The organism is Catenulispora acidiphila DSM 44928 (genome assembly GCF_000024025.1).
In the GTDB taxonomy this organism is placed as follows: domain Bacteria; phylum Actinomycetota; class Actinomycetes; order Streptomycetales; family Catenulisporaceae; genus Catenulispora; species Catenulispora acidiphila.
The window spans coordinates 6,268,913-6,293,711 of sequence record NC_013131.1 but is presented as its reverse complement, the minus strand read 5'-3'; the positions used below and the strand labels follow the sequence as shown (position 1 = coordinate 6,293,711).

The 24,799-nt window shown below is 70.4% G+C and carries 17 protein-coding genes and 1 pseudogene; 11 read left to right on the top strand and 7 right to left on the bottom strand.

The genetic code is table 11. From position 1 onward, the window contains the following. Positions 1-1,730: 1,730 nt before the first annotated feature. Entirely contained in the window at positions 1,731-2,753 is a 1,023-nt protein-coding gene (locus CACI_RS51465) for a hypothetical protein (RefSeq protein ID WP_223297246.1), read from the top strand. A 267-nt stretch (positions 2,754-3,020) separates the two neighbouring features. After that, complete coding sequence (locus CACI_RS27015; RefSeq protein ID WP_015794048.1) at positions 3,021-4,553, top strand: aldehyde dehydrogenase family protein; 1,533 nt, start codon at positions 3,021-3,023, stop codon at positions 4,551-4,553. 156 nt (positions 4,554-4,709) lie between these two features. On the opposite strand, the pseudogene CACI_RS27010 reads toward CACI_RS27015, so the two are convergent. The 3 genes and pseudogenes from CACI_RS27010 to CACI_RS27000 all read right to left on the bottom strand — a co-directional run. After that, positions 4,710-5,072: pseudogene (locus CACI_RS27010) on the bottom strand (RNA-binding S4 domain-containing protein); the annotation flags it as partial. Between the two features lie 45 nt (positions 5,073-5,117). After that, the gene (locus CACI_RS27005; RefSeq protein WP_015794046.1) at positions 5,118-5,558 is read right to left on the bottom strand and encodes a VOC family protein; all 441 of its coding nucleotides are present in this window, start codon (positions 5,556-5,558) and stop codon (positions 5,118-5,120) included. A gap of 104 nt (positions 5,559-5,662) precedes the next feature. After that, on the bottom strand, positions 5,663-6,307 hold the full coding sequence (locus CACI_RS27000; protein WP_395994343.1) for a pyridoxamine 5'-phosphate oxidase family protein: 645 nt from the start codon (positions 6,305-6,307) through the stop codon (positions 5,663-5,665). A gap of 143 nt (positions 6,308-6,450) precedes the next feature. Between CACI_RS27000 and CACI_RS26995 the strand changes: the two genes are divergently transcribed. Beyond that, on the top strand, positions 6,451-7,104 hold the full coding sequence (locus CACI_RS26995; protein ID WP_015794044.1) for an HAD family hydrolase: 654 nt from the start codon (positions 6,451-6,453) through the stop codon (positions 7,102-7,104). Positions 7,105-7,163: 59 nt separating this feature from the next. Here the strand turns inward: CACI_RS26995 and CACI_RS26990 are convergent, their stop codons facing one another. Then, positions 7,164-8,132 (bottom strand): MBL fold metallo-hydrolase, encoded by a 969-nt coding sequence (locus CACI_RS26990; RefSeq protein WP_015794043.1) that lies wholly within the window; start codon positions 8,130-8,132, stop codon positions 7,164-7,166. A 223-nt stretch (positions 8,133-8,355) separates the two neighbouring features. On the opposite strand from CACI_RS26990, the gene CACI_RS26985 reads away from it, so the two are divergent. Beyond that, positions 8,356-11,844 (top strand): GH92 family glycosyl hydrolase, encoded by a 3,489-nt coding sequence (locus tag CACI_RS26985; RefSeq protein ID WP_049871720.1) that lies wholly within the window; start codon positions 8,356-8,358, stop codon positions 11,842-11,844. Positions 11,845-11,914: 70 nt separating this feature from the next. Here the strand turns inward: CACI_RS26985 and CACI_RS26980 are convergent, their stop codons facing one another. Next, positions 11,915-12,901, bottom strand: a complete 987-nt coding sequence (locus CACI_RS26980) for a zinc-binding dehydrogenase (RefSeq protein ID WP_041542503.1) — start codon at positions 12,899-12,901, stop codon at positions 11,915-11,917. Positions 12,902-12,956: 55 nt separating this feature from the next. Next, entirely contained in the window at positions 12,957-14,159 is a 1,203-nt protein-coding gene (locus CACI_RS26975) for a PP2C family protein-serine/threonine phosphatase (protein WP_015794040.1), read from the bottom strand. A 310-nt stretch (positions 14,160-14,469) separates the two neighbouring features. Here CACI_RS26975 and CACI_RS26970 point away from each other — a divergent pair, with 310 nt between their 5' ends. The 5 genes from CACI_RS26970 to CACI_RS26950 all read left to right on the top strand — a co-directional run bounded on the left by CACI_RS26970 (position 14,470) and on the right by CACI_RS26950 (position 19,815). Beyond that, positions 14,470-16,017, top strand: coding sequence for an ABC transporter permease (locus tag CACI_RS26970; RefSeq protein WP_223297245.1), 1,548 nt, complete (start codon positions 14,470-14,472; stop codon positions 16,015-16,017). A 45-nt stretch (positions 16,018-16,062) separates the two neighbouring features. Next, positions 16,063-16,797: an ABC transporter ATP-binding protein gene (locus CACI_RS26965; protein WP_015794038.1), complete on the top strand. Its 735-nt coding sequence runs from the start codon at positions 16,063-16,065 to the stop codon at positions 16,795-16,797. A 121-nt stretch (positions 16,798-16,918) separates the two neighbouring features. Beyond that, on the top strand, positions 16,919-18,079 hold the full coding sequence (locus CACI_RS26960) for an inorganic phosphate transporter (protein WP_015794037.1): 1,161 nt from the start codon (positions 16,919-16,921) through the stop codon (positions 18,077-18,079). Positions 18,080-18,116: 37 nt separating this feature from the next. Continuing rightward, a complete protein-coding gene (locus CACI_RS26955; RefSeq protein WP_015794036.1) occupies positions 18,117-18,410 on the top strand; it encodes a hypothetical protein in 294 nt (97 codons plus the stop codon). Between the two features lie 40 nt (positions 18,411-18,450). Beyond that, complete coding sequence (locus CACI_RS26950) at positions 18,451-19,815, top strand: hypothetical protein (RefSeq protein ID WP_015794035.1); 1,365 nt, start codon at positions 18,451-18,453, stop codon at positions 19,813-19,815. A gap of 17 nt (positions 19,816-19,832) precedes the next feature. Here CACI_RS26950 and CACI_RS26945 read toward each other — a convergent pair whose 3' ends face one another. Continuing rightward, positions 19,833-21,272: an SGNH/GDSL hydrolase family protein gene (locus tag CACI_RS26945; protein ID WP_223297244.1), complete on the bottom strand. Its 1,440-nt coding sequence runs from the start codon at positions 21,270-21,272 to the stop codon at positions 19,833-19,835. Positions 21,273-21,616: 344 nt separating this feature from the next. On the opposite strand from CACI_RS26945, the gene CACI_RS26940 reads away from it, so the two are divergent. Both CACI_RS26940 and CACI_RS26935 read left to right on the top strand, forming a co-directional pair. Then, positions 21,617-22,063: an SPW repeat protein gene (locus CACI_RS26940; protein WP_015794033.1), complete on the top strand. Its 447-nt coding sequence runs from the start codon at positions 21,617-21,619 to the stop codon at positions 22,061-22,063. 276 nt (positions 22,064-22,339) lie between these two features. After that, positions 22,340-24,760: a glycoside hydrolase family 3 N-terminal domain-containing protein gene (locus CACI_RS26935; RefSeq protein WP_041540482.1), complete on the top strand. Its 2,421-nt coding sequence runs from the start codon at positions 22,340-22,342 to the stop codon at positions 24,758-24,760. Positions 24,761-24,799: the final 39 nt, after the last annotated feature.

The following is a 24,799-nucleotide window of genomic DNA, read 5'->3' as shown; positions in this document are numbered from 1 at the left end:
ACCGAGGCGGCGACCGCGACTCCCGCGGCGGCGGCTTCGGCTCACGAGACAACCGCGGCTCTGACTCCCGCGGCGGCTCCACCTACGGCTCACGCGACAACCGCGACTCCGGAAGCAGCCGCGGCGGCTACGGCGACCGCGACTCGCGCGGCGGCCGTGACGCTGGAGGCGACCGCGACTCACGAGGCGGATACGGCTCGCGAGACAGCCGCGGCACTGATTCGCGCGGTGGCTTCGGCGACCGGGATTCCCGCGGTGGCTCCGGAGGCGACCGCGACTCGCGCGGCGGCTACGGTTCACGCGACAGCCGAGGCTCTGACTCTCGCGGTGGCTCTAGTTATGGTTCGCGGGATAGTCGCGGTTCTGACTCTCGCGGTGGCTCCGGCTATGGCTCGCGCGATAGTCGCGGCTCTGACTCGCGTGGCGGGTCCGGCTATGGCTCGCGGGATAGCCGCGGTTCTGACTCACGCGGTGGTTCCAGCTACGGTTCGCGGGATAGTCGGGGCTCTGACTCACGCGGTGGTTTCGGCTCGCGGGACAGCCGCGGTTCTGACTCACGCGGTGGTTTCGGCTCGCGGGATAGTCGCGGGTCTGACTCGCGTGGTGGCTCGAGCTACGGTTCGCGCGATGGCGGGGGTTCCGACTCGCGTGGTGGTTTCGGCGCGCGGGATAGTCGCGGTTCTGACTCGCGTGGCGGTTCCAGTTACGGCTCGCGGGACAGCCGGGGTTCTGACTCGCGAGGTGGTTTCGGCGCGCGGGACAATCGCGGTTCCGATTCGCGTGGCGGTTCCAGCTACGGCTCGCGCGACAGTCGGGGCTCTGATTCTCGCGGTGGCTCTAGCTATGGCTCGCGCGATAGTCGGGGTTCTGACTCTCGTGGTGGCTCGAGCTACGGTTCGCGGGATAGTCGCGGTTCTGACTCGCGCGGTGGTTTCGGCGCGCGGGACGGTCGCGGCGCTGACTCTCGTGGTGGTTCCGGCTATGGCTCGCGCGATAGTCGGGGCTCTGACTCGCGTGGTGGCTCCAGCTACGGTTCGCGCGATGGTCGCGGGTCCGACTCGCGCGGTGGCTTCGGCTCGCGGGACAGCCGCGGCTCCGACTCGCGTGGCGGGTCCAGCTATGGCTCGCGGGACAGCCGGGGCACTGATTCGCGTGGTGGGTTCGGCTCGGACTCCCGTGGCGGGTCGGGCTTCGGTGCGCGGGACAGTCGCGGTTCTGACTCGCGGGGTGGCTCCAGCTATGGCTCGCGGGATAGTCGCGGCTCTGACTCTCGTGGTGGTTCCGGCTACGGTTCGCGGGACAGCCGGGGTTCTGGATCGGATTCTCGCGGTGGTTATGGTTCCCGTGACAGTCGGGGTTCTGACTCCCGTGGTGGGTTCGGCTCGCGGGACGACCGTGGGTCGGATTCTCGCGGCGCCGGCTACGGCTCTCGGGACAGCCGGGGTTCTGACCCGCGGGGCTTCTCGGGACATGGTGGTTACAGCGACCGGGATTCTCGCGGTGGCTCGGACTCGCGTGGTGGCTTCGGTGGTCGCGACTCCGGGAACGGCAATCGGGATGACTCCCGTGGTGGCTATGGCTCGCGGGATCGGGAAGCCTTTGCCGGCGACCGGGATGAGCGTGGTGGCGAGGAGTTCGGTTCTCCGCGTGGGTTCGGTGATGATGCTGCGCGTCGTGGTTTTGGCGATGAGGACTCTCGTGGCGGCTTTGAGCCGCGTGAGGGTGGCGTGGTGGCCGGGTTCGGGGGCGTCGTCGACAGTGAGTCGCGGGAGCCTGAGGAGATCCTGGAGATCGCTCCTGATGCCACTATCGACAAGCTGGACAAGGATATTCAGGATGAGCTCGCTCAGCTGCTGAAGTCCAAGGCGACGCTGGTGGCCGGGCATCTGGTGACGGCTGGGCAGAACCTGGACGAGGATCCGGAGCTGGCCTACCGGCATGCGCGGACGGCGATGAAGCTGGCGCCGCGTTTGGCTTCGACGCGTGAGGCGGCCGGGTTGGCTGCGTACCTCACCGGGCGGTACTCGGAGGCGCTGGCGGATCTGCGGACCGTGCGGCGGATCACCGGAACCAACGATCACTGGGCCGTCATGGCCGACTGTGAGCGGGGTCTGGGGCGTCCGGAGCGGGCTTTGGCGATGGCTGCCGCGCCGGAGGCGAAGACGCTCGACAAGGAGACGCAGATCGAGCTGCGGATGGTCGCGGCCGGTGCTCGCATGGACATGGAGCAGCCTGAGGCCGCCGTGGTGCAGCTGCAGGGCGCCGATCTGACGCCGGCGAAGGTCCAGCCGTGGACCGCGCGGCTGCGCTACGCCTACGCCGAGGCGCTGCTCGCCGCCGAGCGCGAGGACGAGGCCCGCGACTGGTTCATGCGCGCCGCCGACGCCGACTCCGAAGGGCTCACCGACGCCGCCGAGCGGGTCGACGAGCTGGACGGTATCGCCTTCGACGAATTCGAGGACGAACTCGACGCGGAGGAAGGCGTGGAGGGCGGCGTGGAGGACGGTGCCGCGGATGGCGAGGCCCTCGAGAACGTCGATGAAGATGACGAGGATGAGGATGAGGATGGCGAGGATGACGAGGGCGACGCGGAGCTGAGCGCCGACCACGACCTCGCCGACGAGGACGAGGACGACGACCTCGAAGACGACGAAGAAGACGACGACGACTTCGAAGACGAAGACGACGACGACGAGGACACCGACTCGGGTCATCACGACTCCGACCCCGGACCCGCCTCCGACAACCGCTGAATCCCCAGCTCCACCCCGCACCCCGCCGACCGGCGGCCGCCCTCTCCAAGGGCGGCCGCCGGTCGGCCGTTTCCGCCCTGATAGCCCGCACGCCCCACCTGCCTGCCACCTGCCTATTGCCCCGAGCCGCTTCGGGGTGAAGGATCGGAACCATCGACGTTACCCGGCGGTAGCGATCGGCCGGACACCCTCCGGAGCCATCTGTCCCCGACCTCCACCCCCCACATCACCCCTCACCCTCCCTTCGCACGGAAGAGGCAGTCAGCCATGAGCGATCAGGGTTCAGCCGACGGCGCGGCTGTCGGCGTTCTGGAACCGGGCGCCCCCAGCTTCATCTCCTACGACCCCGCCGGCGGCGGCGAGGTCGCCACCTTCCCTGAGACGAGCGCCGAGCAGGTGCGCGCGGTCGTGGGCGAGGCGCGCCAGGCGTTCGCCTGGTGGTCCGGCCTCACCTGGGCCGAGCGGGAGCAGCGGTTGCGCAAGTGGGCCGGCGCCATCACCCGCGGGCTCGACGACCTGTGCGAGCTGATGCACCGGGAGAACGGCAAGCCGCGGGGGGACGCCTTCCTGGAGGCGTTCCTGGCCATCGAGCACATCGGCTGGGCCGCCGGGCACGCGCGCAAGGTGCTGCACCCGCGGCGCGTCGGCACCGGCCTGCTGATGGCCAACCACGCCGCGACGCTGGAGTACCAGCCGCTGGGCGTGGTCGGTGTCATCGGGCCGTGGAACTATCCGGTGTTCACCCCGATGGGGTCGATCGCCTACGCGCTGGCGGCCGGCAACGCCGTGGTGTTCAAGCCCTCGGAGTACACCACCGCGATCGGCAAGTGGATCGTCGACGCCTTCGACCAGGCCAATCCCGACGCGCCGCACCAGGTGCTGCGGCTGATCACCGGGACCGGCCCGACCGGGGCGGCGCTGTGCGAGTCGGGCGTGGACAAGATCGCGTTCACCGGCAGCGCGCGGACCGGACGCAAGGTGATGGCCGCGTGCGCGCCCTCGCTCACGCCGGTGCTCATGGAGTGCGGCGGCAAGGACGCGATGATCGTGGCCGGCGACGCGGACCTGGCCAAGGCCGCCGACGCCGCGCTGTGGGGCGCGATGTCCAACGCCGGGCAGACCTGCGTGGGCATCGAGCGGGTCTACGTCGTGGACGCGGTGAAGGACAAGTTCGTCACCGAGCTGACCGCGCAGATCCAGAAGCTGGCGCTGGCGCCGGGCGAGGGTCCGGACGCCGCCTACGGCCCGATGACCATGCCCTCGCAGATCGACGTGGTCCGCCGGCACATCGACGACGCCATCGCCAAGGGCGGCACGGTGGTGGTCGGCGGCAGCGGCGCGGTGCGGGCGCCGTATGTGGAGCCGACGGTGCTCCTGGACACGCCCGAGGACTCCAGCGCGGTGCGCGAGGAGACCTTCGGCCCGACGATCACGGTCAAGGGCGTGCGCGACGTCGAGGAAGCGATCCAGCTCGCCAACGCCACCGACTACGGCCTCGGCGCGTCGGTCTTCGCCCGCCGGGGCGGCACGGCCATCGCCCGGCGCCTGCGCAGCGGTATGACCTCGGTCAACGCCGTCATCGCCTTCGCCGGGATCCCGGGGCTGCCCTTCGGCGGGGTCGGGGAGTCCGGCTTCGGCCGCATCCACGGCGCCGACGGGCTGCGCGAGTTCACCCGCCCGAAGGCGATCACCCGGCGCCGGTACTCCACGCCCTTCGAGCCGGCGACGTTCGCGCGCCACCCGAAGACGTTCACGATCATGAAGAAGTACGCCGAGACGCGGTACGGCCGCAAGAAGTAGCGCTGGCAGGCAGGCAACGGAGCGAACGAGCGAAAAGAGCAGACGAGCAAACGACGCCGCGGCGCCGGAGACCCTGAGTCCGGCGCCGCGGCGTTTCTGTTCCCGTTGAGAGCTGCTGACAGCCGTTAAGAACAATTGAGAGCTGCTGAGAGCCCCTCAGAACGGCCTTCCGCGCAGCCGGTCCATGTCCCGCCGCTCGCGCTTGGTCGGCCGCCCGGCGCCCCGGTCGCGGATGGCGACCGGCACGAACAGCTCGCGCGGCGGAGGCGGCGGGCTGTTGTCGACGTAGCACTCGGCGGCGGCCGGGGCGCTGACCCGCTTGGCGATCAGCTTGCTCACGACCACGATCCGCTCGCGCTGGTCCTGCCGGACCCGCACCTCGTCGCCGACGCGCAGCAGGTGCGAGGGCTTCACGCTCTCGTTGTTGACCTTCACGTGCCCGCCGCGGCAGGCGTCGGCGGCCATCGAGCGGGACTTGGTCAGCCGCACCGACCAGATCCAGCTGTCCACCCGGACGGTGGCGGCGGTCTCGGACGTCATGACCGTGACTTTAACCGGCGGTGCTCAGGAGTGCAGACACAATTCGTTGCCCTCCGGGTCGGCGATGGTGATCCAGTGCGACGGGCCCTGCTGCCCCCGGTACAGCTCCGTGGCGCCCCGGGAGGTCAGCCGCGCCAGCTCGCCCTCCAGGTTCCCCTCGCCGACCTTGACGTCCAGGTGGAGCCGGTTCTTCACGGTCTTGGGCTCCGGCACGACCTGGAACAGGATGCGCGAGCCGGGACCGGCGTCCTTGCCGTCGGGATGCACGATCGCCTGCCCGAGGGCCCAGACCAGCACGCCGTTGTGTGTCTTGGTGTCGGCCTCGGTCGCGTGGCCCGCGGCGACCATGCCGCGGATGAACTCCTCGTTCGAGGGCTCCAGATCCCAGCCGATCGCCTCGGCCCACCAGTCGGCCAGGGCGTGCGGGTCGGCGGAGTCGACGACGACTTGGTAGCTGAAGGCCATGATCCGACGGTACCCGGCGGCTCCGACAAGCGCCGCCGGGAGCAGCCGGGAGCAGCCAGAGGCCACAGAAGCCGCCAGAAGCCGCGGCTGCCACCTCGCCGCTGCTACTTCTTGGTGACGTAGATGCTCTTCTCGTAGCTGGCGCCGTAGTACTCGGTCAGCTCCTCCAGCGACTCCCGCGTCCACTGCACCGACTTCACGATGCTGGCGTGCGGCGGCAACTGGTCCGGGTCCCACGTCGGCGGCTTCCAGAGCGAGGAGCGCAGGAAGGCCTTCGGGCAGTGGAAGAAGATCTGCTCGATGTCCACCTCGATCGCCATGATCGGCCGGTGGTTCTTGACCACCATGTCGTCGAAGTACGCGGCCTCGCGCACCAGCCTTGCCCGGCCGTTGATCCGCAGCGTCTCGTTGCGCCCCGGCACGACGAAGATCAGTCCGACGTGCGGATTGCGCAGGATGTTGAGATAGCCGTCGGCACGCCGGTTGCCGGGCCGCTCCGGGATGGCCAGCCGGGTGTCGTCGAGCACCTTCACGAACCCGGGCGGGTCGCCCTTGGGGGAGACGTCGCAATTGCCCTGGTCGTCGCAAGTGGACAGGAAGCACAGCGGCGAGGCGGCGAGCCAGCGCCGGTCGATCGGCAGGAGCCGCACCCGCTCCTTGTTGATGGCGCGCTCCATCGGCTCGCCGAGCAGGGCGCGTAGTTCGGCTTCGGTGGTGATGGCGGCCTCGGCCGGAGCGGGGTCGATCACGGGTTCGCTGACGGGCTCTGCGACGGCATCGGGCGCGGTGTTCTCGACGACTGCTTCGGTCACTGCGGCGGCCCTTCCGGAGTGGTAACGAGCCGCCGGCTCTGCGGCCCACTACCAGAGTAGCGGTCGTTACGATCATCACCATGGGCTCACTGGCGCTATTCGACCTGGACGACACCCTCATCGCCCTGTCTCCGGCCTTCCGGCGCTTCGCCCGCGACTTCGCGCGGCAATACGCGCTGCCGGCGGAAGCCGAGGATTGGCTGTTCAGGGCATGGGATCCCTACCAGCGGCGTGACGAGTTTTTCGCCCGAGTGCGGGAACGCTATGGGCTCGCCGAGTCTGTGGAGGACTTGTGGCGGCTCTACCGCACGCGCATGCCGGAGTTCGTGGAGCTGCGCGACGAAGTGCGCGACGGCCTGGTGGCGATGCGGCGCGCCGGATGGCGGCTGGGGATCGTGACCAACGGCGAAGCGGACAACCAACTGGGCAAGGTCGAGCGCACCGGGCTGGACCGGCTCGTGGACTCGGTGGCGGTGTCCGGTGCGCTGGGGATTCGCAAGCCCGATGCGGAGATCTTCCGGATCGCGGCTGAGGGTGCGGGGTGCGCGTTGGCCGACGGAGGCTGGATGGTCGGCGACAATGCGCACGCTGACATCGAAGGCGGCGCGGCGGTCGGGCTGCGGACCGTCTGGGTCGACGGCATCGAAGGCAGGTGGGACGTCGCCCCGGCGGCGACCGTCGTGGTCAAGGATGTCGTGGAGGCGTTCCCGATCCTGCTGACCCGACCGTGCTGACTCGATCCTGCTGACTTATCGATAAACCGATTGGTGGATCTGACGACAGTCAGCTCAGCTCAGCCCGCGCTCGCAGCATCGGCCATCGGGTGCTCCCACCCGTCCGCCTTGTTCAGATACATGTTGATCCCGACGATGTTCGACGCGAACGACGACAGCTCCTCGAACTTCGTCTGCGTCTCCTCATTCGCGGTCTCCACCGGATACCGCGCCGCGGTCTTCTCCCGCACCATCTCGATCGCGTGGTCCAGGTCCAGGCGGCTGGTCCGCGCGTCGCGCACCAGCTCCACCCACAGCCGTACCTCCTCCTCGGCGCGCGCCAAGGTGTCGGTGACGTCGCGGACCGGACCGTAGTGGCTGAACAGCAGCCGGGTCGGGCGCAGCGTGCGGAACTTCTCCAGCGAGTTCAGCGCCAGCGGCAGGTCGAAGTCCGGCGGCGGGGTGCCGGGGCGGACGTCGCCGGGCTGGTCGGGGTCGTCGGAGGGGATGTACAGGCCGGCGGCGTCGCCGACGTACAGGTCGCCGGTGACGTTGTCGATCAGGCCGACGTGGTGGCGCGCGTGCCCGGGGGTGTGGTGCGTCTCCAGCCGCCGGCCGCCGCCGAGGTCGATGGAGCCGACGTCCTCCACCGCGCGCACCCGCCGCGCCTCGGTGGGCAGCAGCGGCCCGAACACGTCGTCCATCAGCGAGCCGAACACCCGCCGCGCACTGGACATCAGCCGCGTGGGATCCACCAGGTGCCGCGCCCCCGAGGCGTGCACCACGATCTCCGCGTTCGGGAACATCGCCGCCAGGTCCCCGACGCCGCCGGCGTGGTCCAGGTGGATGTGCGTGACCACGATGGTCCGCAGATCCTCCGGCCCGACCCCCAGCGCCGCCAGCGCGTCGCGCACCACCGGCGCCGACTTCGCCGTCCCGGTCTCGATCAGCGCCGGGTGCTCGCCGAGGATGGCGTAGCCGGCGGTGATGCCGGTGTGCCCGGACATGAGCGTGTCGATCTCGTGGACGTCGGAGCCGAGATTCGTCATGGTGTTACCAGGTCCTTCGGAGCGAGTGGTGCTATCGGGGACCGTAGCAGTTCCGGACCGTCTCCTCCTTGACGCCCCCAGACTCCTCGGCCAGCCTGTCGCCTGACAAAGACGTCGAAGGCTGACAGGACAAGGGAGACGCATGCGCGGCTTCGGGAAACTTCGTACCCAGAGACGTACCTATAGACGCAGCCGCGGACGCAGCCGTACGGTCGGCGCCGCGTTGAGCGTCGCCGCGCTGGCGATGGCGTTCCTTCCGCAGGACTCGGCCACGGCTGCCGCGGCGGGTCCGGTGACCGATCCGGCGGCGCTGGTCAATCCCCTGATCGGGACGGGGAGCGGCGGGGACGTCGTCGGCCAGGTCGACACGTTCCCCGGCGCTGTCGTGCCGTTCGGCATGGTGCAGTGGAGTCCGGACACCTCGTCGCGGCCGCCGGGTGGCGGTTACAACTATGCCGACAGCTCTATCACCGGGCTGAGCCTTACGCATGTGTCCGGTCCCGGATGTGCCATCGCCGGCGACTTCCCGGTGCTGCCGCTTTCCGGCGCCGTCCCGGCTGACCCCGCCTCCGCGCAGCAGCCCTTCAGCCATGCCTCTGAGTCGGCGACTCCCGGGGCGTACTCCGTGACGCTCGCTCCCGGAACCCCTAGCGCGGTGGGTGTGCGGCTGAGCGCCACCACGCGCACCGGGCTGGCAGAGTTCTCCTTTCCCGCCACCGATCAGGCACATGTGCTGGTGAAGTCCGCCGGGTCGGCGGCCGGTAGCTCGGCGGCGACGTTCGCGGTCAGCGGCGACCGGGAGATATCCGGATCGGTCGCCAGCGGACACTTCTGCGGGCAGCCGAACTCCTACACCGTGTACTTCGCCGCGCGGTTCGACCGACCCTTCACCTCCTCGGCGTCGTGGGCTGGCGGGACCGGCGGCACCCTCACCTTCGACACCCGCCACGCCTCGACAGTGCGCATGCAGGTCGGCATCTCCTACACCTCGGCGGCCGGCGCGCGCCGCAACCTCGCGGCCGAGGCCACCTCGTGGAGCGTGAGCGATGTGGCGCGGGCGGCGCACAACGCCTGGAACCAGCAGCTCCGCAAGATCGAGATATCCGGCGGCACCGCCGCCGAGCAGGCCAGCTTCTACACCGCGCTCTACCACACGCAGCTGGACCCGAACGTGATCGACGACGCCGACGGCTCCTACCCCGGCTTCGACGGCAAGACCCATACCGCCGCCCGCGACCACCATCAGTACTCGGACTTCTCCGGCTGGGACGTCTACCGCTCCGAGACGCAGCTGATCGCGATGCTGGACCCGCAGCGCGGCTCGGATATGGCCCGCTCCCTGCTCGCCGACGCCGACCAGGGCGGCTGGCTGCCCAAGTGGCCGTCGGTGAACGGCTACACCGGCGTGATGAACGGCGACGCCGCCGATCCCATGCTCGCCGACCTCTACGCCTTCGGCGCCCGCGACTTCGACGTCCACCAGGCTGTCGCCGCGATGGTCCACGGCGCGCAGGGCACCGGCACACCCGGCCAGGGCTGGTATGTCGAGCGGCCGCACGGCCAGGACTACATCGCAGACGGCTATGTGCCCAACGTCGGCTCCGACTCGATCAGCCCGGTCCCGAACGGCGCGTCGGAGACCGAGGAGTACGCGGTCGCCGACTTCGCCATCTCCCGGCTGGCGCAGGCCGGCGGCGACGCGGCGGACGCCGGGGTGTTCCTGAAGCGCTCGCAGAACTGGGCCTCGGTCTTCAACACCGCCACCGGCTACATCCAGCCTCGTGACGCCGGCGGAGCCTTCCCCTCCGGGGACCCGGTCACCGCCGGCCAGTCCGGCTTCGGGCAGAGCGGCTTCCAGGAGGGCAACACCTCGCAGTACACGTGGATGGTCCCGCAGAACCTGCGCGCGCTGTTCGACGGCATGGGCGGCGACGCCGCCGTGCGCCAGCGGCTGGACACCTACTTCACCCAGCTCAACGTCGGTCCCAACCAGCCCTACCACTGGCAGGGCAACGAGCCGGCGGAAGGCACGCCGTGGGCCTACGACTCCGCCGGCGCGCCGTGGGAGACGCAGCGCGTCGTGCGGCAGATCGTCTCGACGCTGTACGCGCCGACCCCCGGCGGCGAGCCGGGCAACGACGACCTCGGCGCGATGAGCTCCTGGTACGTCTGGGCGACGCTGGGCCTGTACCCGCAGACCCCCGGCGTGCCGATGCTCGCGCTCGGCGCGCCGCTGTTCACCTCGGAGGTCATCCACGCCGGCGCCAACACCGTGACCGTCAAGGCCCCGCAGGCCGGCGACGCCGCTCCCTACATCCAGGCGCTGAAGGTGGACGGCCGCACGTCGCAGCATGCGTATCTGATGCTGGACGGCCGTCCGCACCACCTCGACTACTCGCTGGGCGCCGCGCCGAACCAGGCGTGGGGCTCGGCGCCGCAGGACGCGCCGCCGTCGTTCTCGGCCGGGCCCGTCAGCTTCCCGCCCTCCACCCGCGCCGCGGTGACGGTCACTCCGCAGCAGGTCCGCGTCGCGCCGGGGGAGACGACCCAGGTCGCGGTCAAGGTCGACAACACCCTCGGCAGCACGCCGGCGACGGTCACCTGGACCGCCCAAGGCCCTGCCGGACTGACCGCGACGCCGTCGCAGGCCACTGTCACGATCCCGGCGGGCGGTGCGGTCTCCACCGCCGTCGCCCTGGCTCCCGCCGCGGCGATGGCCTCGGGCTACTACCAGGTCGCGGTGCAGGCGAAGGCGTCGAACGGCGCGGCGATCCCGACCACTGACATCCTCGCCACCGTCGCCGCGCCGGGCGTGTTCATCCCGACCGCATACGTCACCAACTACAGCGACGGAACGCTGACTCCCGTCGACATCCGCACCGGCAACGCCGGACCGCCGATCCCGGTCGGCAGCGGACCCGACGGCGAGGCGATCACGCCGGACGGCAAGCGGCTGTTCGTGGCGAACAACAACACGAACAACGTGACCGTCATCGACACCACCGACAACCACGTCATCGGCACGGTGACCGTCGGCAATGTCGCTGCCGACGTGGCCGCGACCCCCGACGGCAAGACGGTCTGGGTCAGCGACTTCAGCGACGGCACCGTCCAGCCGATCGACGTGGCGACGCTGACCGCGGGCACGCCGGTGAAGGTCGGCAGCCAAGCCGAGCGCGTGGCGGTCAACCCGGCCGGGACCCAGCTGTGGGTCGCGGACCAGGGGGACGGCACGGTCAGCGTCGTGGATCTCGCCTCCCGCACAGTGGTGCACACCGTGGCCGTCGGCGCGGCGCCCTTCGGCATCGCCTTCGCGCATGACGGGTCCAAGGCTTATGTGACCAACGGCGGCGGCAACAGCGTGTCGGTCATCGACACCGGCGCCGCCGCGGTCTCCGCCACGATCCCGGTCGGCGCCGGACCGCAGGGCATCCGGGTCTCCCCGGACGGCTCGGTGGTGTACGTGGCCGACTCCGGCGCCGGCGGCGTCACGCCGATCGCCACCGCGACCGGCGTGGCCGGCCCGCTCATCCCGACAGGGTCCGGCGCGTACGCGGTCGGGTTCACTCCCGACGGCAGCGTGGCGTGGGTCGTGGACACCAACACCAACGACGTGCGGCCGGTCACCGTCGCCACCGGTGCCGTCGGGGCGGCGGTGAAGGTGGGGAACGTGCCGGACGGGATCGTGGTGACGCCCGCGACCGCGCCGTAGCGCGAAGGAGAACGAGAAACGGAGCAGAGCTGCCCCGGTCGAGAACCCTCGACTGGGCAGCTCTTTCCGCTCAGCCCGCCGGCCGCACCCGCACGACGAGCTTCCCCGCCGCGGCGTTGGCCTCCATGTCGGCGTGGGCCTGCCGTACCTGCTCCAAGCCGTCGTAGACGCGGCTCACCGGCCATTGCAGCGTTCCGCTGGCGATGTCGTCGAGCGTGCGCTGCAGAACCTCGCGCGGCAGGTCCGAGGCCTCGCCGCCGTAACCGGTCAGCCGGACCCCGCTGGGGATGTAGCCGATCGGGTAGAAGTTCTCGACGGTCCACTGGTCCGAGAGCATCCCGGTCATGCACACGGTGCCGTGGACGCGCGTGGCGGCCAGCGTGTCCGGCAGCGACGGCGTGCCGACGAGCTCCAGCGCCGCGTCCACCCCGTCGGGGAAGATCGCGTGCACGCGCTTGGCCACGTCGCCGTCGTCGAGCAGGGGGTGGTCGACGCCGCGTTCGCGCAGCGTGTCCAGCCGGTCCGCGCGCCGCGTCGTGGCCAGCACCGTCGCGCCGATCTGCTTGGCCAGCGCGGCCGCGGCCATCCCGATGGAGGAGGTGCCGCCCCGGATCAGCAGCGTCTGCAGCGGCTGGAGATCCAGGCCGACGCTCAGCGAGCCGTAGGCGGTCTGCAGCATCTCGGGCACGCTGCCGAGGACGTCCCACGGCAGCTCGGACTCGAAGGGGATGACCTGCTCCTGCGGCACCGAGGTGTACTCGGCGTAGCCGCCGTCGTAGATCCGGCCCATGCCACCCATCATGGTGACGACCTTCTGCCCGGGTACCAGACCGCTGCTCTCCGGCGCCCAGTCGACGGTTCCCGCGGCCTCGATGCCGAGCACGCGCGGGAAGTCCACGCCCTCGGCGAAGCCCAGCCGGGTGTGGTACTCCGACCGGTTCAGACCGAACGCCTCGACGCGGATCCGGACCCAGCCGTCCCGCTGGTCCGGCAGAGGAAGTTCTTTGAGCTCCAGGTTCTCGACCGGCCCAGGGCCGGACAACACTATGGCGCGCATCATCACAGAGATCATGATGCACCTTGGGACGGGGGATATCGGAGTTCGGACTCGCTCATGAGATGGGCCGATGGCGCGCGGCGATCAGCACGGCCGCGTCGTCGCTCGTGGCGCCGCCCGCATAGTGGTTCAGGTCGCGGCTGAGATCGGCGAGCAGTTGGGGTGAGGGCTCTGCGATCCAGCCGGTGAGCCGGTCGGCCAGCGGGTAGAACACACCGGCGCTGTTCCGGGCCTCGCTGACGCCGTCGGTGTAGAGCAGGACCCGGTCACCGGGACCGAACGGGACCGTCTCGGTGCGGTATTCGCTCGCGACCAGCGCGGACAGGTTGAGCGGAGGAAGCGGCGCGTCGGGCTCGATCGCGCGGACGCCGCCGGGCTGGATCAGCAGCGGCGGGGGATGGCCGCAGTTGAGGAGGAAGGCTTCGGGGCGGCCGTCGGGGATCTCCATCAGGATGGCGGTGGCGAAGCGTTCGGCGGAGTCCGGCGTGGAGGCGCGTTCGGCGTAGCGCCGCAGGCTGGTCTCCAGGCGCCCGGCGAGTTCGGCGAGGTCTTCGGCGTCGTAGGCCGCCTCGCGGAAAGAGCCGAGCAGCGCCGCCGCCGTTTCCACCGCCGGCAGTCCCTTGCCCTGCACGTCGCCGAGGATGATCCGCACTCCGTGCCGGGTGCGGACCGCCTCGTACAGGTCGCCGCCGATCTGCGCCTGCGCGGCGGCGGCGCTGTAGTAGAGGGCCAGGTCGACGGTGCCGAGCCTGCCGGGCAGCGGACGCAGCACCACCTGCTGCGCGGTGCGCGCCACCGAGCGGATCTCGGCGAGGTCGCGTTCGCGCTGGACGCGGACCCGCGCGGCGTACGCGGCGGCCAGGGTGACCGTGGAGATGACGGCGATGACCGAGGCGGTCGGGCGACCGACCCGGCCGTCGTGGATCAGCCCGCGGGCCACCTCGGCGAGCATGGCGAGGATCCCGACGAGGATGGTGGTCCCCGCGCCCCAGACGGAGGCGGCCAGGGCCGGCGCGGCGACCAGGTAGCGGTCGTATTGCTGCCCGGCGGTGCTTTCGGCGTCGGCCAGGGCGGACAAGGCGATCAACAGGAACGGCGCGACACGCAGAGTCGTGGTGATGCGCGAGCGCTTGCGCACCGGCTCGAGGGCCTCGGCGAACCCGACCGGCTCGATGAGCTCCGCGGCGCCGGCGGGATGTGCGGAAACGGCGGCACGCGCGGCATCGGCGGGCTCGGCGGGCTTGGCGGATTCGGACATGGCGTGCCGGTGCTGCTAGGCCGAGGCCGGCACGATCAACGTCACCGGACCAGTCGACCACCGCGGGCCGGGATGCACGAGGCAGGTGCGGCGAACGGGCGACGGCGGGCGGATCACGGTGCCGATGGTCTCCTGAAATGCTGAACATATAGTGTGGCGAAAATGAGGGGTATCTGAAGAGTCGTCCGGGTCGAATTCTCCTCGACAATTCCTCATCGCTCTCTCATTAATCCTTCATTCCATTCCCACGGCGGGTCCGCACAGTCGAGCCACCTTTCCGGCGCCGACGCGCGACCACCCATGCCAAGGGATGACCCACTTCATGTTCTTCTCCTACCTGAGCCGTGAGCTGCGCAGACGCAGCAAGCAGGCCATCGTGGTGGCCCTCGGCCTCGCGATCGGCATCGGACTCACGATCACGGTGAGCGCCGCCTCGCACGGCGTGAAGACCGCGCAGGACTCGGTCCTGCATTCGCTGTACGGCGTCGGGACCGACATGACCGTCACCGAGACCGCCGCTCCCGGTTCCGGCAACGGCGGCCAGCGCTTCTCCTTCAACGGACCGGACGCCGGGACGACCTCCGGCACCAAGACGCAGGCGACGTCCTCGGACAATCTGAACCTCTCCTTCGGGACCAAGGCGATGCCGGCGGACACCCTGAAGAAGGTCGCCGGGGTCTCCGGGGTGCAGCAGGCGGTCGGCGCGCTGACCCTGACCGACTTCAAGATCGACACCACGGTGCAGCAGCAGATCACGCAGGACCAGGCGCAGCAGGGTCAGGCCCCGAGTTCGGGCAGCAGCCGCTCCGGCGGGACTGGCGGCAACGGCGGAAACGGCGGCCCGCGCTTCGGCGGCCCGGCCTCCGGCAATGGGAACGCCAACATCCTCACCGTCACCGGCGTCGACACCGCGAACCTGGCCACCGGTCCGATGTCCGCGCTGACGCTGGACTCCGGCCGCGCGTTCACCACCGCCGACAGCACGGCCGACGTGGCCGTCGTCAGCGCCTCGTACGCCTCGGCGAACAAGGTCGCGGCCGGCGGCACGGTCACCCTGGCCGGGACCAAGTTCAGCGTCGTGGGCGTGGCGTCCGGGACCACTCAGACCGGCATCTTCATCCCGCTGCAGGTGGCGCAGACCTTGTCCAAGCAGACCGGGAACGTCTCGACGATCTACGTGAAGGCCGCCAGCGCGACCGAGATCGACGCGGTCTCCGCCGGCATCAAGACCGCGGACACCGCGGCGACCGTCACCACCGCCGCGGACCTGGCCAAGTCGGTGACCGGCTCGCTGTCCTCGACCGCCTCGCTGGCGAACAACCTCGGCAAGTGGCTGTCGATCGCGGTGCTGGCCGCCGCCTTCGCCATCGCCGGGCTGCTCACGATGTCCTCGGTGGGACGCCGGGTCCGGGAGTTCGGCACGCTCAAGGCCCTGGGATGGAGCTCGCGCCGCGTGGTGCGCCAGGTGATCGGCGAGTCCGTGGTCACCGGTTTGATCGGCGGCGTGGCCGGTATCGCGCTCGGCTTCGCCGGAGCCCAGGCGATCAACGCGTTCTCGCCGAAGCTGTCGGCGACGACCGGCGGTGCGTCGGGTGGGTCCGGTGCGCCGGGCGGCTTCGGTGGCGGTGGCGGTGGCGGCACTGGCGGCGGCGGCACCGGCGGCACCGGTGGTCGCACCTTCGGCGGGGGCGGCCGCGGCGCCCAGACCGTCGCCGTCCACCTCTCGGCGCAGGTGGGCCTGACGATTCTGCTCGTCGCGGTCGGCCTGGCCCTGCTCGGCGGTCTGGTCGCCGGCGGTCTGGGCGGCTGGCGCGCCTCGTCCCTGCGCCCCGCCGACGCCCTCCGCAAGCTCGCCTGACCCGAGCCCGCCCCTGAAGCCCTCCCCGAAACGAAAGACACAGCGATGTACGAGATCAGTGGTCTCACGAAGACCTACAAGCGCGGCAAGGACACTGTCGAAGCCCTGCGCGGCGTGGACGTGGTCATCCCGGACGGCGACCTGCTCGCCATCCAGGGCCCGACCGGCCACGGCAAGTCCACCCTGCTGCAACTCATCGGCGGCCTGGACCGCCCGACCGGCGGCCGCTTGGTGTTCAACGGCCGCGACATGGCCGGGATGAACGAGACGCAGCTGACGAAACTGCGGGCGCGGCACTTCGGCTACATCTTCCAGTCCTTCAACCTGATCCCCACCCTGACCGCGCAGGAGAACGTCGAGACGGCGTTGGTCCCGCTGGGAGTCTCCGCCACCGAACGCCGCGAGCGCGCCGCCCGCGCCTTGGCCGACGTCGGCTTGGACGAGCGCCGCAGCCACCTGCCGGCCGAGTTGTCCGGCGGCCAGCAGCAGCGCGTGGCCATCGCCCGCGCGCTGGTGAAGGAGCCGGAGGTCATCATGGCCGACGAGCCCACCGGCAACCTGGACGAGGAAACCCGCGACGAGATCTTCGCGCTGCTGCAGAGCCTGTGGCGGGACCGGGGGCTGACCGTCGTGATGGTGACGCACGATTCTGCGATCGCCAAGCGCGTGCCGCATCTGGCGCGTATCAAGAACGGCAAGCTCAGTGTTCTGCGTGAACCGGAGGTCTCCAAGCTCCCGGCGGACACTCGACGTCTGCCGGGTACCGCGCCGGTCGGGTGAACACTGCCGGCGAGGTGAACATCCGGTGACGAGGCGTCAGCTCTCCATGAACTTCTCGCCGGTTGCTCAATCTTCGTGCGGCTGACCGTTTTCTGCCACGCGAGGTGGTCACCATGACTGCGTGAACGGCAACAGCGTCCTGCTCGCGCTCGTGGTGGCCACAGCGCTGGGCTTCGATTTCACCAACGGATTCCACGACACGGGCAACGCGATGGCCACGTCGATCGCCACCGGGGCGCTGCCGCCCCGGGTCGCCGTCGCCGTCTCGAGTGTCCTGAACCTGGTCGGGGCGTTCCTCTCGTTCAGCGTCGCCGCGACCATCGCCAGCGGACTGGTGCAGGCGCACCTGGTGACGCTGACCGTGGTGTTCGCCGGGCTGGCCGGCGGCATCCTGTGGAACCTCGCGACCTGGTACCTGGGCATCCCGTCCAGTTCCTCGCACGCCCTGATCGGCGGCGTCGTCGGCGCGACGCTGGCCGCCGCCGGCGGGCACGCGGTGCAGTGGCACGGCCTGGTCTCCAAGGTCGTGCTGCCCGCCGTGCTCTCGCCGGTGATCGCCGCCTTCGTGGCGGCCGTCGGCACGTTCCTGGTCTACCGGCTCGACCGCGGCATGGACGCCGGCGTCCGCAACCGCGGGTTCCGCGTCGGGCAGATCGGCTCGGCGTCCATGGTCTCCCTCGCGCACGGCACCAACGACGCGCAGAAGACCATGGGCATCATCACCCTGGCGCTGATCGCCAACGGCTCCCTCGGGGAGCACGCGAAGGCGCCGGCGTGGGTCATCATCTCCTGCGCGCTGGCGATCAGCCTGGGTACCTACTTCGGCGGCTGGCGCGTCATCAGGACCCTGGGAAAGGGCCTGGTGGAGATCGAGGCGCCGCAGGGCATGGCCGCGGAGTCGGCGTCCGCCGCGGTGATCCTGCTGTCCAGCAACTTCGGCTACTCCCTGTCCACAACGCATGTCGCCACCGGATCGATCCTCGGCTCGGGCGTGGGAAAGAGGGGCGCCGAGGTCCGCTGGGCGGTCGCCGGACGGATGGCGACGGCGTGGGTCTTCACGCTGCCGGCCGCCGGGATCGTCGGTGCGCTGGCTTACGCCTCGGCGCACGCGATCGGCGGGACGCCCGGCGCCTCGACGATCTTCGTGGTGCTGGCCGGCTGCGCCGCGGCGTTCTTCCTCGCCGCGCGCCGCAATGCGGTGACGCCGTCGAACGTCAACAGCGAGTGGTCCGGCTCGGTGGCTCCGGCCGCGAGCCCGGCGGTCGCCGGAGCGTCGTTGTGAACCGGCTGGCGCGGCGTAGCGAAAGGAAGCAGTGACTGTGAACTCCTGGATCAATCTGACCGCGCTGTGGAAGATCGTGGTGATCGGCTTGCTCGCCGGAGCCGGGTTGCCCGCGCTGTTCGCCCTCGGCCTGCGTGCGCTCAACCCGCGTTCGGAGGGCGCGGTGGTCGGCGGTGATGGGAGGGAAGGTGCTGCGGGCGCCGCTGCCGCTGCCACTGCCGGGCGTGCCGGGCGTGCCGGACCGCTGGGAGCGACGATCGCAGTCCTCTGTTTCGCTGCCGTGCTGGCGGCGATGGGGTGGGGGATCTACAGCATCGTCCACAACAGCTGAGCGGGGGAGCGGGTACCCGGGCATGTGATGAGATGGGCACGTGTCCGGGCAGATCCCCAGTGATGAGCTTTTCGAGGAATCCAGCAGTGATCGCATGGGCCGGAGGTTCGACGTCGGCTGCCTGATCGCCTTGCTGCCTCGGGAATCGCGGGCGGTGGCGCTGCGCGAGGTGGTCGAGGCCGACCCGGACTACTTCCGGATCGGGCACGACCACCCGCCGCTGGTCGTCGAGAGCGCGACCGCCGACGGGACGCTGGAGGTGCGGCAGGCGCTGGCGCGCGTGACGAATTCCGCAGAAGCGCAAGCGCGGCTGTTCGCCATGGACGATCCGGGCATCGATTTTGCATTGGCGGACAACATGAATCTGCCCTTCGAGCTCGAAAGCCGGCTCCGGCTGCGCGCGCCTGCCGCCGTCGCGACCGGGAGGGGCTACAACTCCTCCAACCACAGCCGCGCGTTGCAGTCGGCGGACGCGGATCTGGCCGCGGCTGCCCTGATCGATCGGCGCACGCGGCGCTGGACGCCCCCGCTTCGGCCGACGGTGTGGGCCACCGGCTGGCGGACGGTTCGGTTGGCCGGCGGCGTCGAGAAGGTCCGCGAGGTCCTCGCGGCACTGCCCGCCGACGCGCCGTTGGACGATGTGACCGTGCAGATCGCAGAAGCCTGCGCCGAGGCGGACCCCGAGCCGTTCCTGAGCACCGCCGAGGAGCGCTTCATCGGAACCGGCGCGCTGCTGCGGCGGCTCAGCGCGGTGCGCGCCCGCACCGACGACCGCCTGGCTGAGCAGATTCTCGGCGAGCCTTTTCAAGTGGACTGGTCGCTGGTGTCCGCGGTCGGACTGGCCCGGCGGCTGCCGAGGATGGCGGCGAAGTTGCTGGCTGGCCATCCCGCGTGCCCGGCCGATGTGCGATTCGCGCTGCTCGAAGGGCGTCCGGCGCCGGCTCACCTGAAGCAGGACTCGAACGCCCCCAACGGCGCGCCGACCGTCCCAGAGCCGCCGCGACCGCCGTACCTCCCGCCGTACTACTGGCCGCCGCCAGACGCCGGACCGCTGGGCCACGGCAATCCGCTGTCGCTCCTCGCCAGAACTCCGGTCGACAAGGAGCTGACCATCGAGCACCTGTGGTCAGCGTTGGAGCTGGAACTGGTGTCTGCCGCCGACGCTGTGGAAATCGTCCGACCGGCCCTCACCGTGACGTGCTACGCCGGCCAGTCCTCGTCCTTCGCCGCCCACCGGCGCCGCCCGACCAGCGGCCAAGCGAGACTGAACGCCGCCGCGGTGGACTATCTAAAACGCCGGGCTGCGGAACGCCCGACGGTTCCCGGCATGTGGCGGAATGTCTACACCCTGATACGGTCCTGGACGGGCACGCTTCCGGAGCTGCTGGACGCCGCAGAAGGCTAGAGAACCGTCGAACGAGTTCACGATTGACCGGTCCCCGGCGTCTGCCCGCCTGCCGACTGCCCGCCGGCGCTCTGCCCGTCGGGCGTCTGCCCGTCCGGTGTCTGTCCGTTTGAGGACTGCGCCGCTGCGGCCGCTTGCTCGGCTCTGAACAGTGCCTGCTGGTCGGCCAGTGCTATTGCCAGCTCGCCGGCGGCGGTGGGGTGCAGGGGGGCCTTGTCTTTCGGGCCTTGGACGAATGGTTCGGGGCTGCACAGTGCGTGGCCGGCGAAGGAGGGTTGGACGGTGATGAAGCCGGCTGCGTCGGCTCCTTGCTTCAGGGCGGTGTTGAGCTGGTCCAGGCGGCCTTGGAGGGTTTTGGCTTTGGCGGCGTCGACGTGTTCGGCGGCTAGGCAGGAGGTGTCGGGGCCGAAGGGGTCGTAGTACTGGTTGATGATGACGGCTGGGTGGCCGGGGAGGGCGGCTAGTTGGGTGAGGAGTTCGCGGTAGTCCAGGACGAATTGGGCCGTCTGCTGTTGGAAGTAGGCGTCGGTGACGCGGTCGTCGCAGGTGGGGCTGGCGGCGCAGAAGCGGGTCAGGTCGGCCCAGTGGAGGTCGTCGGCACCGACGCTGACGATGACCACGCGGGCTTTGGGCGCGCGCTGGAGTTGGGCGATCTGGGGCGGGGCGCTGAGCGGGCCGGCGGGTTGCGGGCCGAGGAGGCCGGTGCGGACGGTCGCGCCGGAGCAGGCCAGGTTCAGTACGTTCCAGTTGTTGACCGTGGCCAGTTGCGCGGCGAAGGAGTCGGCGCTGCGGCCGCAGGCCTGGTCCAGGGCGCTGGGGTGGGATACCGGACGGTTGCCGATGGCCGCCGCGGTGGAGTCGCCGATCACCACCGCCTGCACGCCGCTCAGCGCCGGTCCGTCGGCGGGGGCGACTGGGTAGCCCATGCTGCGGCCGACGAGGTCGGACAGCGAGTGCACGTGCCGCAGGGCGCTCGGGGTGCCGGAGGCGAGCAGCCCGAAGCCCACCACGTTGACCGCCGTCATCGCGATCGCGCCGGTGCTCAGCACGATGACGGTGCGGCGCAGCGAGTACCGGCGGAGCCCGGTCACGGCGGCCAGCACCATCACGACGATCCCCGCCGACACCGCGCCCTCCCACAGCCCGTACCGCAGCCAGCCGGAGGACAGCTGGCGGCCCAGAACGCCCGCGCTGCTCTTGTCGCTGGAACCGAGCAGCTGCTCCAGCTCGGCGTTCGCCGTGATGTGCGTCAGCCGCAGCCGAGGACGGACCGGTCCCGGAAACTGCGGCTGGGTGGAGATCGTCTGGCCGAACAAGTCCATTTCGCCCGGACCGGACAAGCCCCATCCCGGAGCGGCGGCGCCCACTTCGACCGTCTGTCCGGCGGCGGTCACCGACTGCAACGGCGTGATGCGCACGGCCATCCACAGCGAAGCCAGGAGCACGAACGCCGCCACCACGGGAATCGCAGCTCGCGCCGTCCATCGGCGCCATGTGATGGACGACTTGTGCCAGTTGGTGACTGACGTTAACCGGACCGAGGACATAGCAGCCGCATACCCGCGTATCTATCGGCCCTCACTGTGATCTCCTCGGGACGGAGTACCCAGTGTGCGCAGGGCTTGAGGAAGACCAGCTTCCCACGCGCGCACCCACCGTCCAGTTCCTTATATGGCCCGATACGGCTCGGCCTGACGAGGTATGGCCAGCCTCGCGAGCCGGATGTGGCCTAATGGGGAACATAAGCGGATACTTGGTAAAAACGGCTCGATCTCCGACATCGGGAAGGGAAGTGAGAGCCATGTCCGAGACCGCACCGCGGCATGCGTCGGACATCACCACGCATCCGGATGCGAGGGAAATGCAGGAACGGTTCGCCAAGGTCGTCCAAGGTCCCCGCGCGACGGCGCTGGACGGCATGGTCGTGCTGCTCGGGATGTACCTCGCGATATCGCCGTGGGTGGTGCATTCCATCGACGCCAACCTGCGGGTGAACAACCTGGTGATCGGCCTGACCCTGGCCGCGTTCGGCTTCGGCCTGGCCCTCCAGCCCGAGCGGCTGTACCGGCTCGGCTGGATCTGCGTGCCGGTCGGCGTCTGGATGATCATCTCGCCCTGGGTGGTGACCGTGGGCCACACCGCCGGAAGGGCCGTCATCTGGAACAACGTCGCCATCGGCGCCGTGGCCGTGCTGCTCGGCCTGGCCAGCCAAGGGATGACGATGGGCGCCGTGCGAAGAAGGCGCTGAACCCGCACCGTCCCCGGCTCCGGCCGCCGTGGCCGCTCCTGTTCCTCCTCGCGGAAGGGAGCGGCGACGGCGGCCGGAGTGTTTCCGTTGTGTCGCCGAGCCTTGACGCCCCCGGGTTCCCGCAGTTGACTGACTCCTCATCAGCAAGATTGTTTGCGGCCGCACCAAACTCCACTCATCAAAGCTAGTTTTCAGCTGGGAGTGTCCTTGATGCGTGCTCGAACACCCTGGTCACGGCCGCTCAGGAGCCGTACACAGGCGCGCTCGACCCGGCGCGTGGCGCACGTCGCCATCGCCGCCGCGCTCACCTTGGCGGCCGTCGACGCCGCCGCCGCGACCGGCGCCGCGGCCAGCACCGCGCAGCCGAGATACCTGGACCGGACCGCGCCGATCGCCGCGCGGGTCAACGATCTGCTCGGCCGCATGACCCTGCCGGAGAAGGCCGGGCAGATGGATCAGCAGTTGGTCGACAACGCGACCGCCGCCTCCGGCGGCGCCTGCGGGGCGGCCGGCTTCAACCTTCCGACCCCCGCCTGTATGCAGTCGGCGCTGATCGACCAGAACGTCGGCTCGATCCTGGCCGGCGGAACCGATAACCCTTCTGACACCACGGGCAGCGGCACCAGCGGCAACACCGCTCAGGACTGGGCCAACGACTACAACACCATCCAGCAGTACGCGATCGCCCACTCGCGGCTGCACATCCCGCTCAGCTTCGGCGTGGACGCCGTGCACGGCTTCGGCCACCCCTGGCAGGCGCCGCTGTTCCCGCAGTCGATCGGCATGGGCGCGACCTGGGACCCCTCGCAGGCGAAGGCCGGCGGCGCGATGACCGCCACCGCGCTGCGTTCGACGGGCTGGACGTGGGCCTTCGCCCCGGTCCAGGACCTGGCGCGCGACAACCGCTGGGGACGCACCTATGAGACGTGGGCCGAGGAGCCCGCTCTGTCTTCGGCGATGGGAGCCGCAAACGTTACCGGCCTGCAGACCCCGGCTCCGGCCGGCGGCCTGGACGTCAGCGCGACCGTCAAGCACTTCGCCGGGTATTCGGAGTCGGTCAACGGCCACGACCGCGACGAAGCGCTGCTGCCGCTGAACTATCTGCAGAGCACGATCCTGCCGTCCTACGCCGGGGCGATCAACGCCGGCGCCGACGCGGTGATGGTCGACTCCGGGTCCATCAACGGCGTCCCAGCCACCTCCTCGCACTACCTGCTCACCGACATCCTCCGCGGCCAGATGGGCTTCAAGGGCGTCGAGATCAGCGACTACCAGGACGTGCAGGCGCTGCAGACGACCTACCACATCGCCGCCAGCCTGCCGGACGCCGTCGCCCTGGCGGTGAACGCGGGTCTGGACATGAGCATGGAGGTCAACGGCCCGGACCAGTGGCAGAGCGCGATCATCCAGGACGTCGGCAACGGCAAGATCAGGATGTCGACGATCAACGACGCCGTGCGCCGCATCCTGACCATGAAGTTCCAGCTCGGACTGTTCGACCAGCCCTGTGTGGCCGACCCGGGCAAGCCGTGCCTGAACGCCGGGGCGGCCGACGCGGTCGTGACCTCCGGGCGTGACCAGACCCTGAAGGCCACGCAGGAGTCGATCACGCTGCTGCGCAACCAGAACAGCGTGCTGCCGCTGCCCGCCGGCAGCCGCGTGGTGGTGACCGGTCCCAGCGCGGACTCGATGACCAACCAGCTCGGCGGCTGGAGCGTGAGCTGGCAGGGCGTCGCCGGCGCCGGGCACGTGTGCTGCATGGGCTCGCCGGACCAGATCCCGCCGGGGACCACGGTGCAGACCGGGGTCCTGGGCGCCGACACCCACGCCACGGCCATCTCCGACCAGGCGGCCGCCGTGGCTGCCGCCCCGAACACCGACGCCTACGTCGCGGTGGTGGGGGAGAAGGCGTACGCCGAAGGCCTCGGCGACAATCCCGCCCCGGCGCTCCCGGCGGACCAGCAGGCGCTGATCTCCGCGCTGGAGGCGACCGGCAAGCCGGTGATCGTCGTGGTCGAGGCGGGCCGTCCGGTCGCTCTGGGCTCGGCGGAGAAGGCCAGCGCGGTCGTGATGGCCTACCAGGGCAGCACCGAGGCCGGGCAGGCCGTGGCCGACGTGCTGTTCGGCAAGACCGACCCCAGCGGCCACCTGTCGATCAGCTGGCCGTCCGACGCGCCGGCGGTCGGCGGCGACTTCAACAGCACCGCGCCGTCCCCGCTGGGCGACGAGCCGAAGTTCTTCGACCAGCTGCCGGGTACCGGCTCCGGGCCGGGGAACGCCTACAACCCGCTCTATCCGTTCGGATACGGGCTCTCCTACACCACCTTCAGCCACTCGGCGCTGGCGGTGACGCCGAACGCCTCGGCGCACGGCACCCTCACCGCGACGCTGACCGTCACCAACACCGGAACGCGCGACGGCACGGACGTGGTGCCGCTGTACGTGGCCCAGCCGGTCAGCGCCTCGGCCGAGCCGCCGCAGCGCCTGGTCGGCTTCACCCGGGTGACGCTGGCCGCCGGGGCGTCGCAGACCGTGAAGGTCAGCTTCCCGGCCACGGCGCTGGCCCGGAGCCAGGGCGACATCAACGCATCCGCGCCGCCGACCGTCGAGCCCGGCGGCTACGTGCTGCAGGTCGACAAGGAGGCTGACACCACTCCGTACGACGTCGACCTGTCGGCGCCGTTCACGCTGCGGTGAGGTGACTGGTGACTGGTGAGCGCCGGATCGGTGATCGAC

Excerpts from the sequence above, each read along its gene's own strand:
- CACI_RS27005 (WP_015794046.1), bottom strand. The coding sequence starts at position 5,558 with ATGGCCTTCAGCTACCAAGTCGTCGTCGACTCCGCCGACCCGCACGCC.
- CACI_RS26990 (WP_015794043.1), bottom strand. The coding sequence starts at position 8,132 with ATGACGAATCTCGGCTCCGACGTCCACGAGATCGACACGCTCATGTCC.
- CACI_RS26965 (WP_015794038.1), top strand. The coding sequence starts at position 16,063 with ATGTACGAGATCAGTGGTCTCACGAAGACCTACAAGCGCGGCAAGGAC.
- CACI_RS26940 (WP_015794033.1), top strand. The coding sequence starts at position 21,617 with ATGTCCGAGACCGCACCGCGGCATGCGTCGGACATCACCACGCATCCG.
- CACI_RS27015 (WP_015794048.1), top strand. The coding sequence starts at position 3,021 with ATGAGCGATCAGGGTTCAGCCGACGGCGCGGCTGTCGGCGTTCTGGAA.
- CACI_RS26970 (WP_223297245.1), top strand. The coding sequence starts at position 14,470 with ATGACCCACTTCATGTTCTTCTCCTACCTGAGCCGTGAGCTGCGCAGA.
- CACI_RS26975 (WP_015794040.1), bottom strand. The coding sequence starts at position 14,159 with ATGTCCGAATCCGCCAAGCCCGCCGAGCCCGCCGATGCCGCGCGTGCC.
- CACI_RS26995 (WP_015794044.1), top strand. The coding sequence starts at position 6,451 with ATGGGCTCACTGGCGCTATTCGACCTGGACGACACCCTCATCGCCCTG.
- CACI_RS26980 (WP_041542503.1), bottom strand. The coding sequence starts at position 12,901 with ATGCGCGCCATAGTGTTGTCCGGCCCTGGGCCGGTCGAGAACCTGGAG.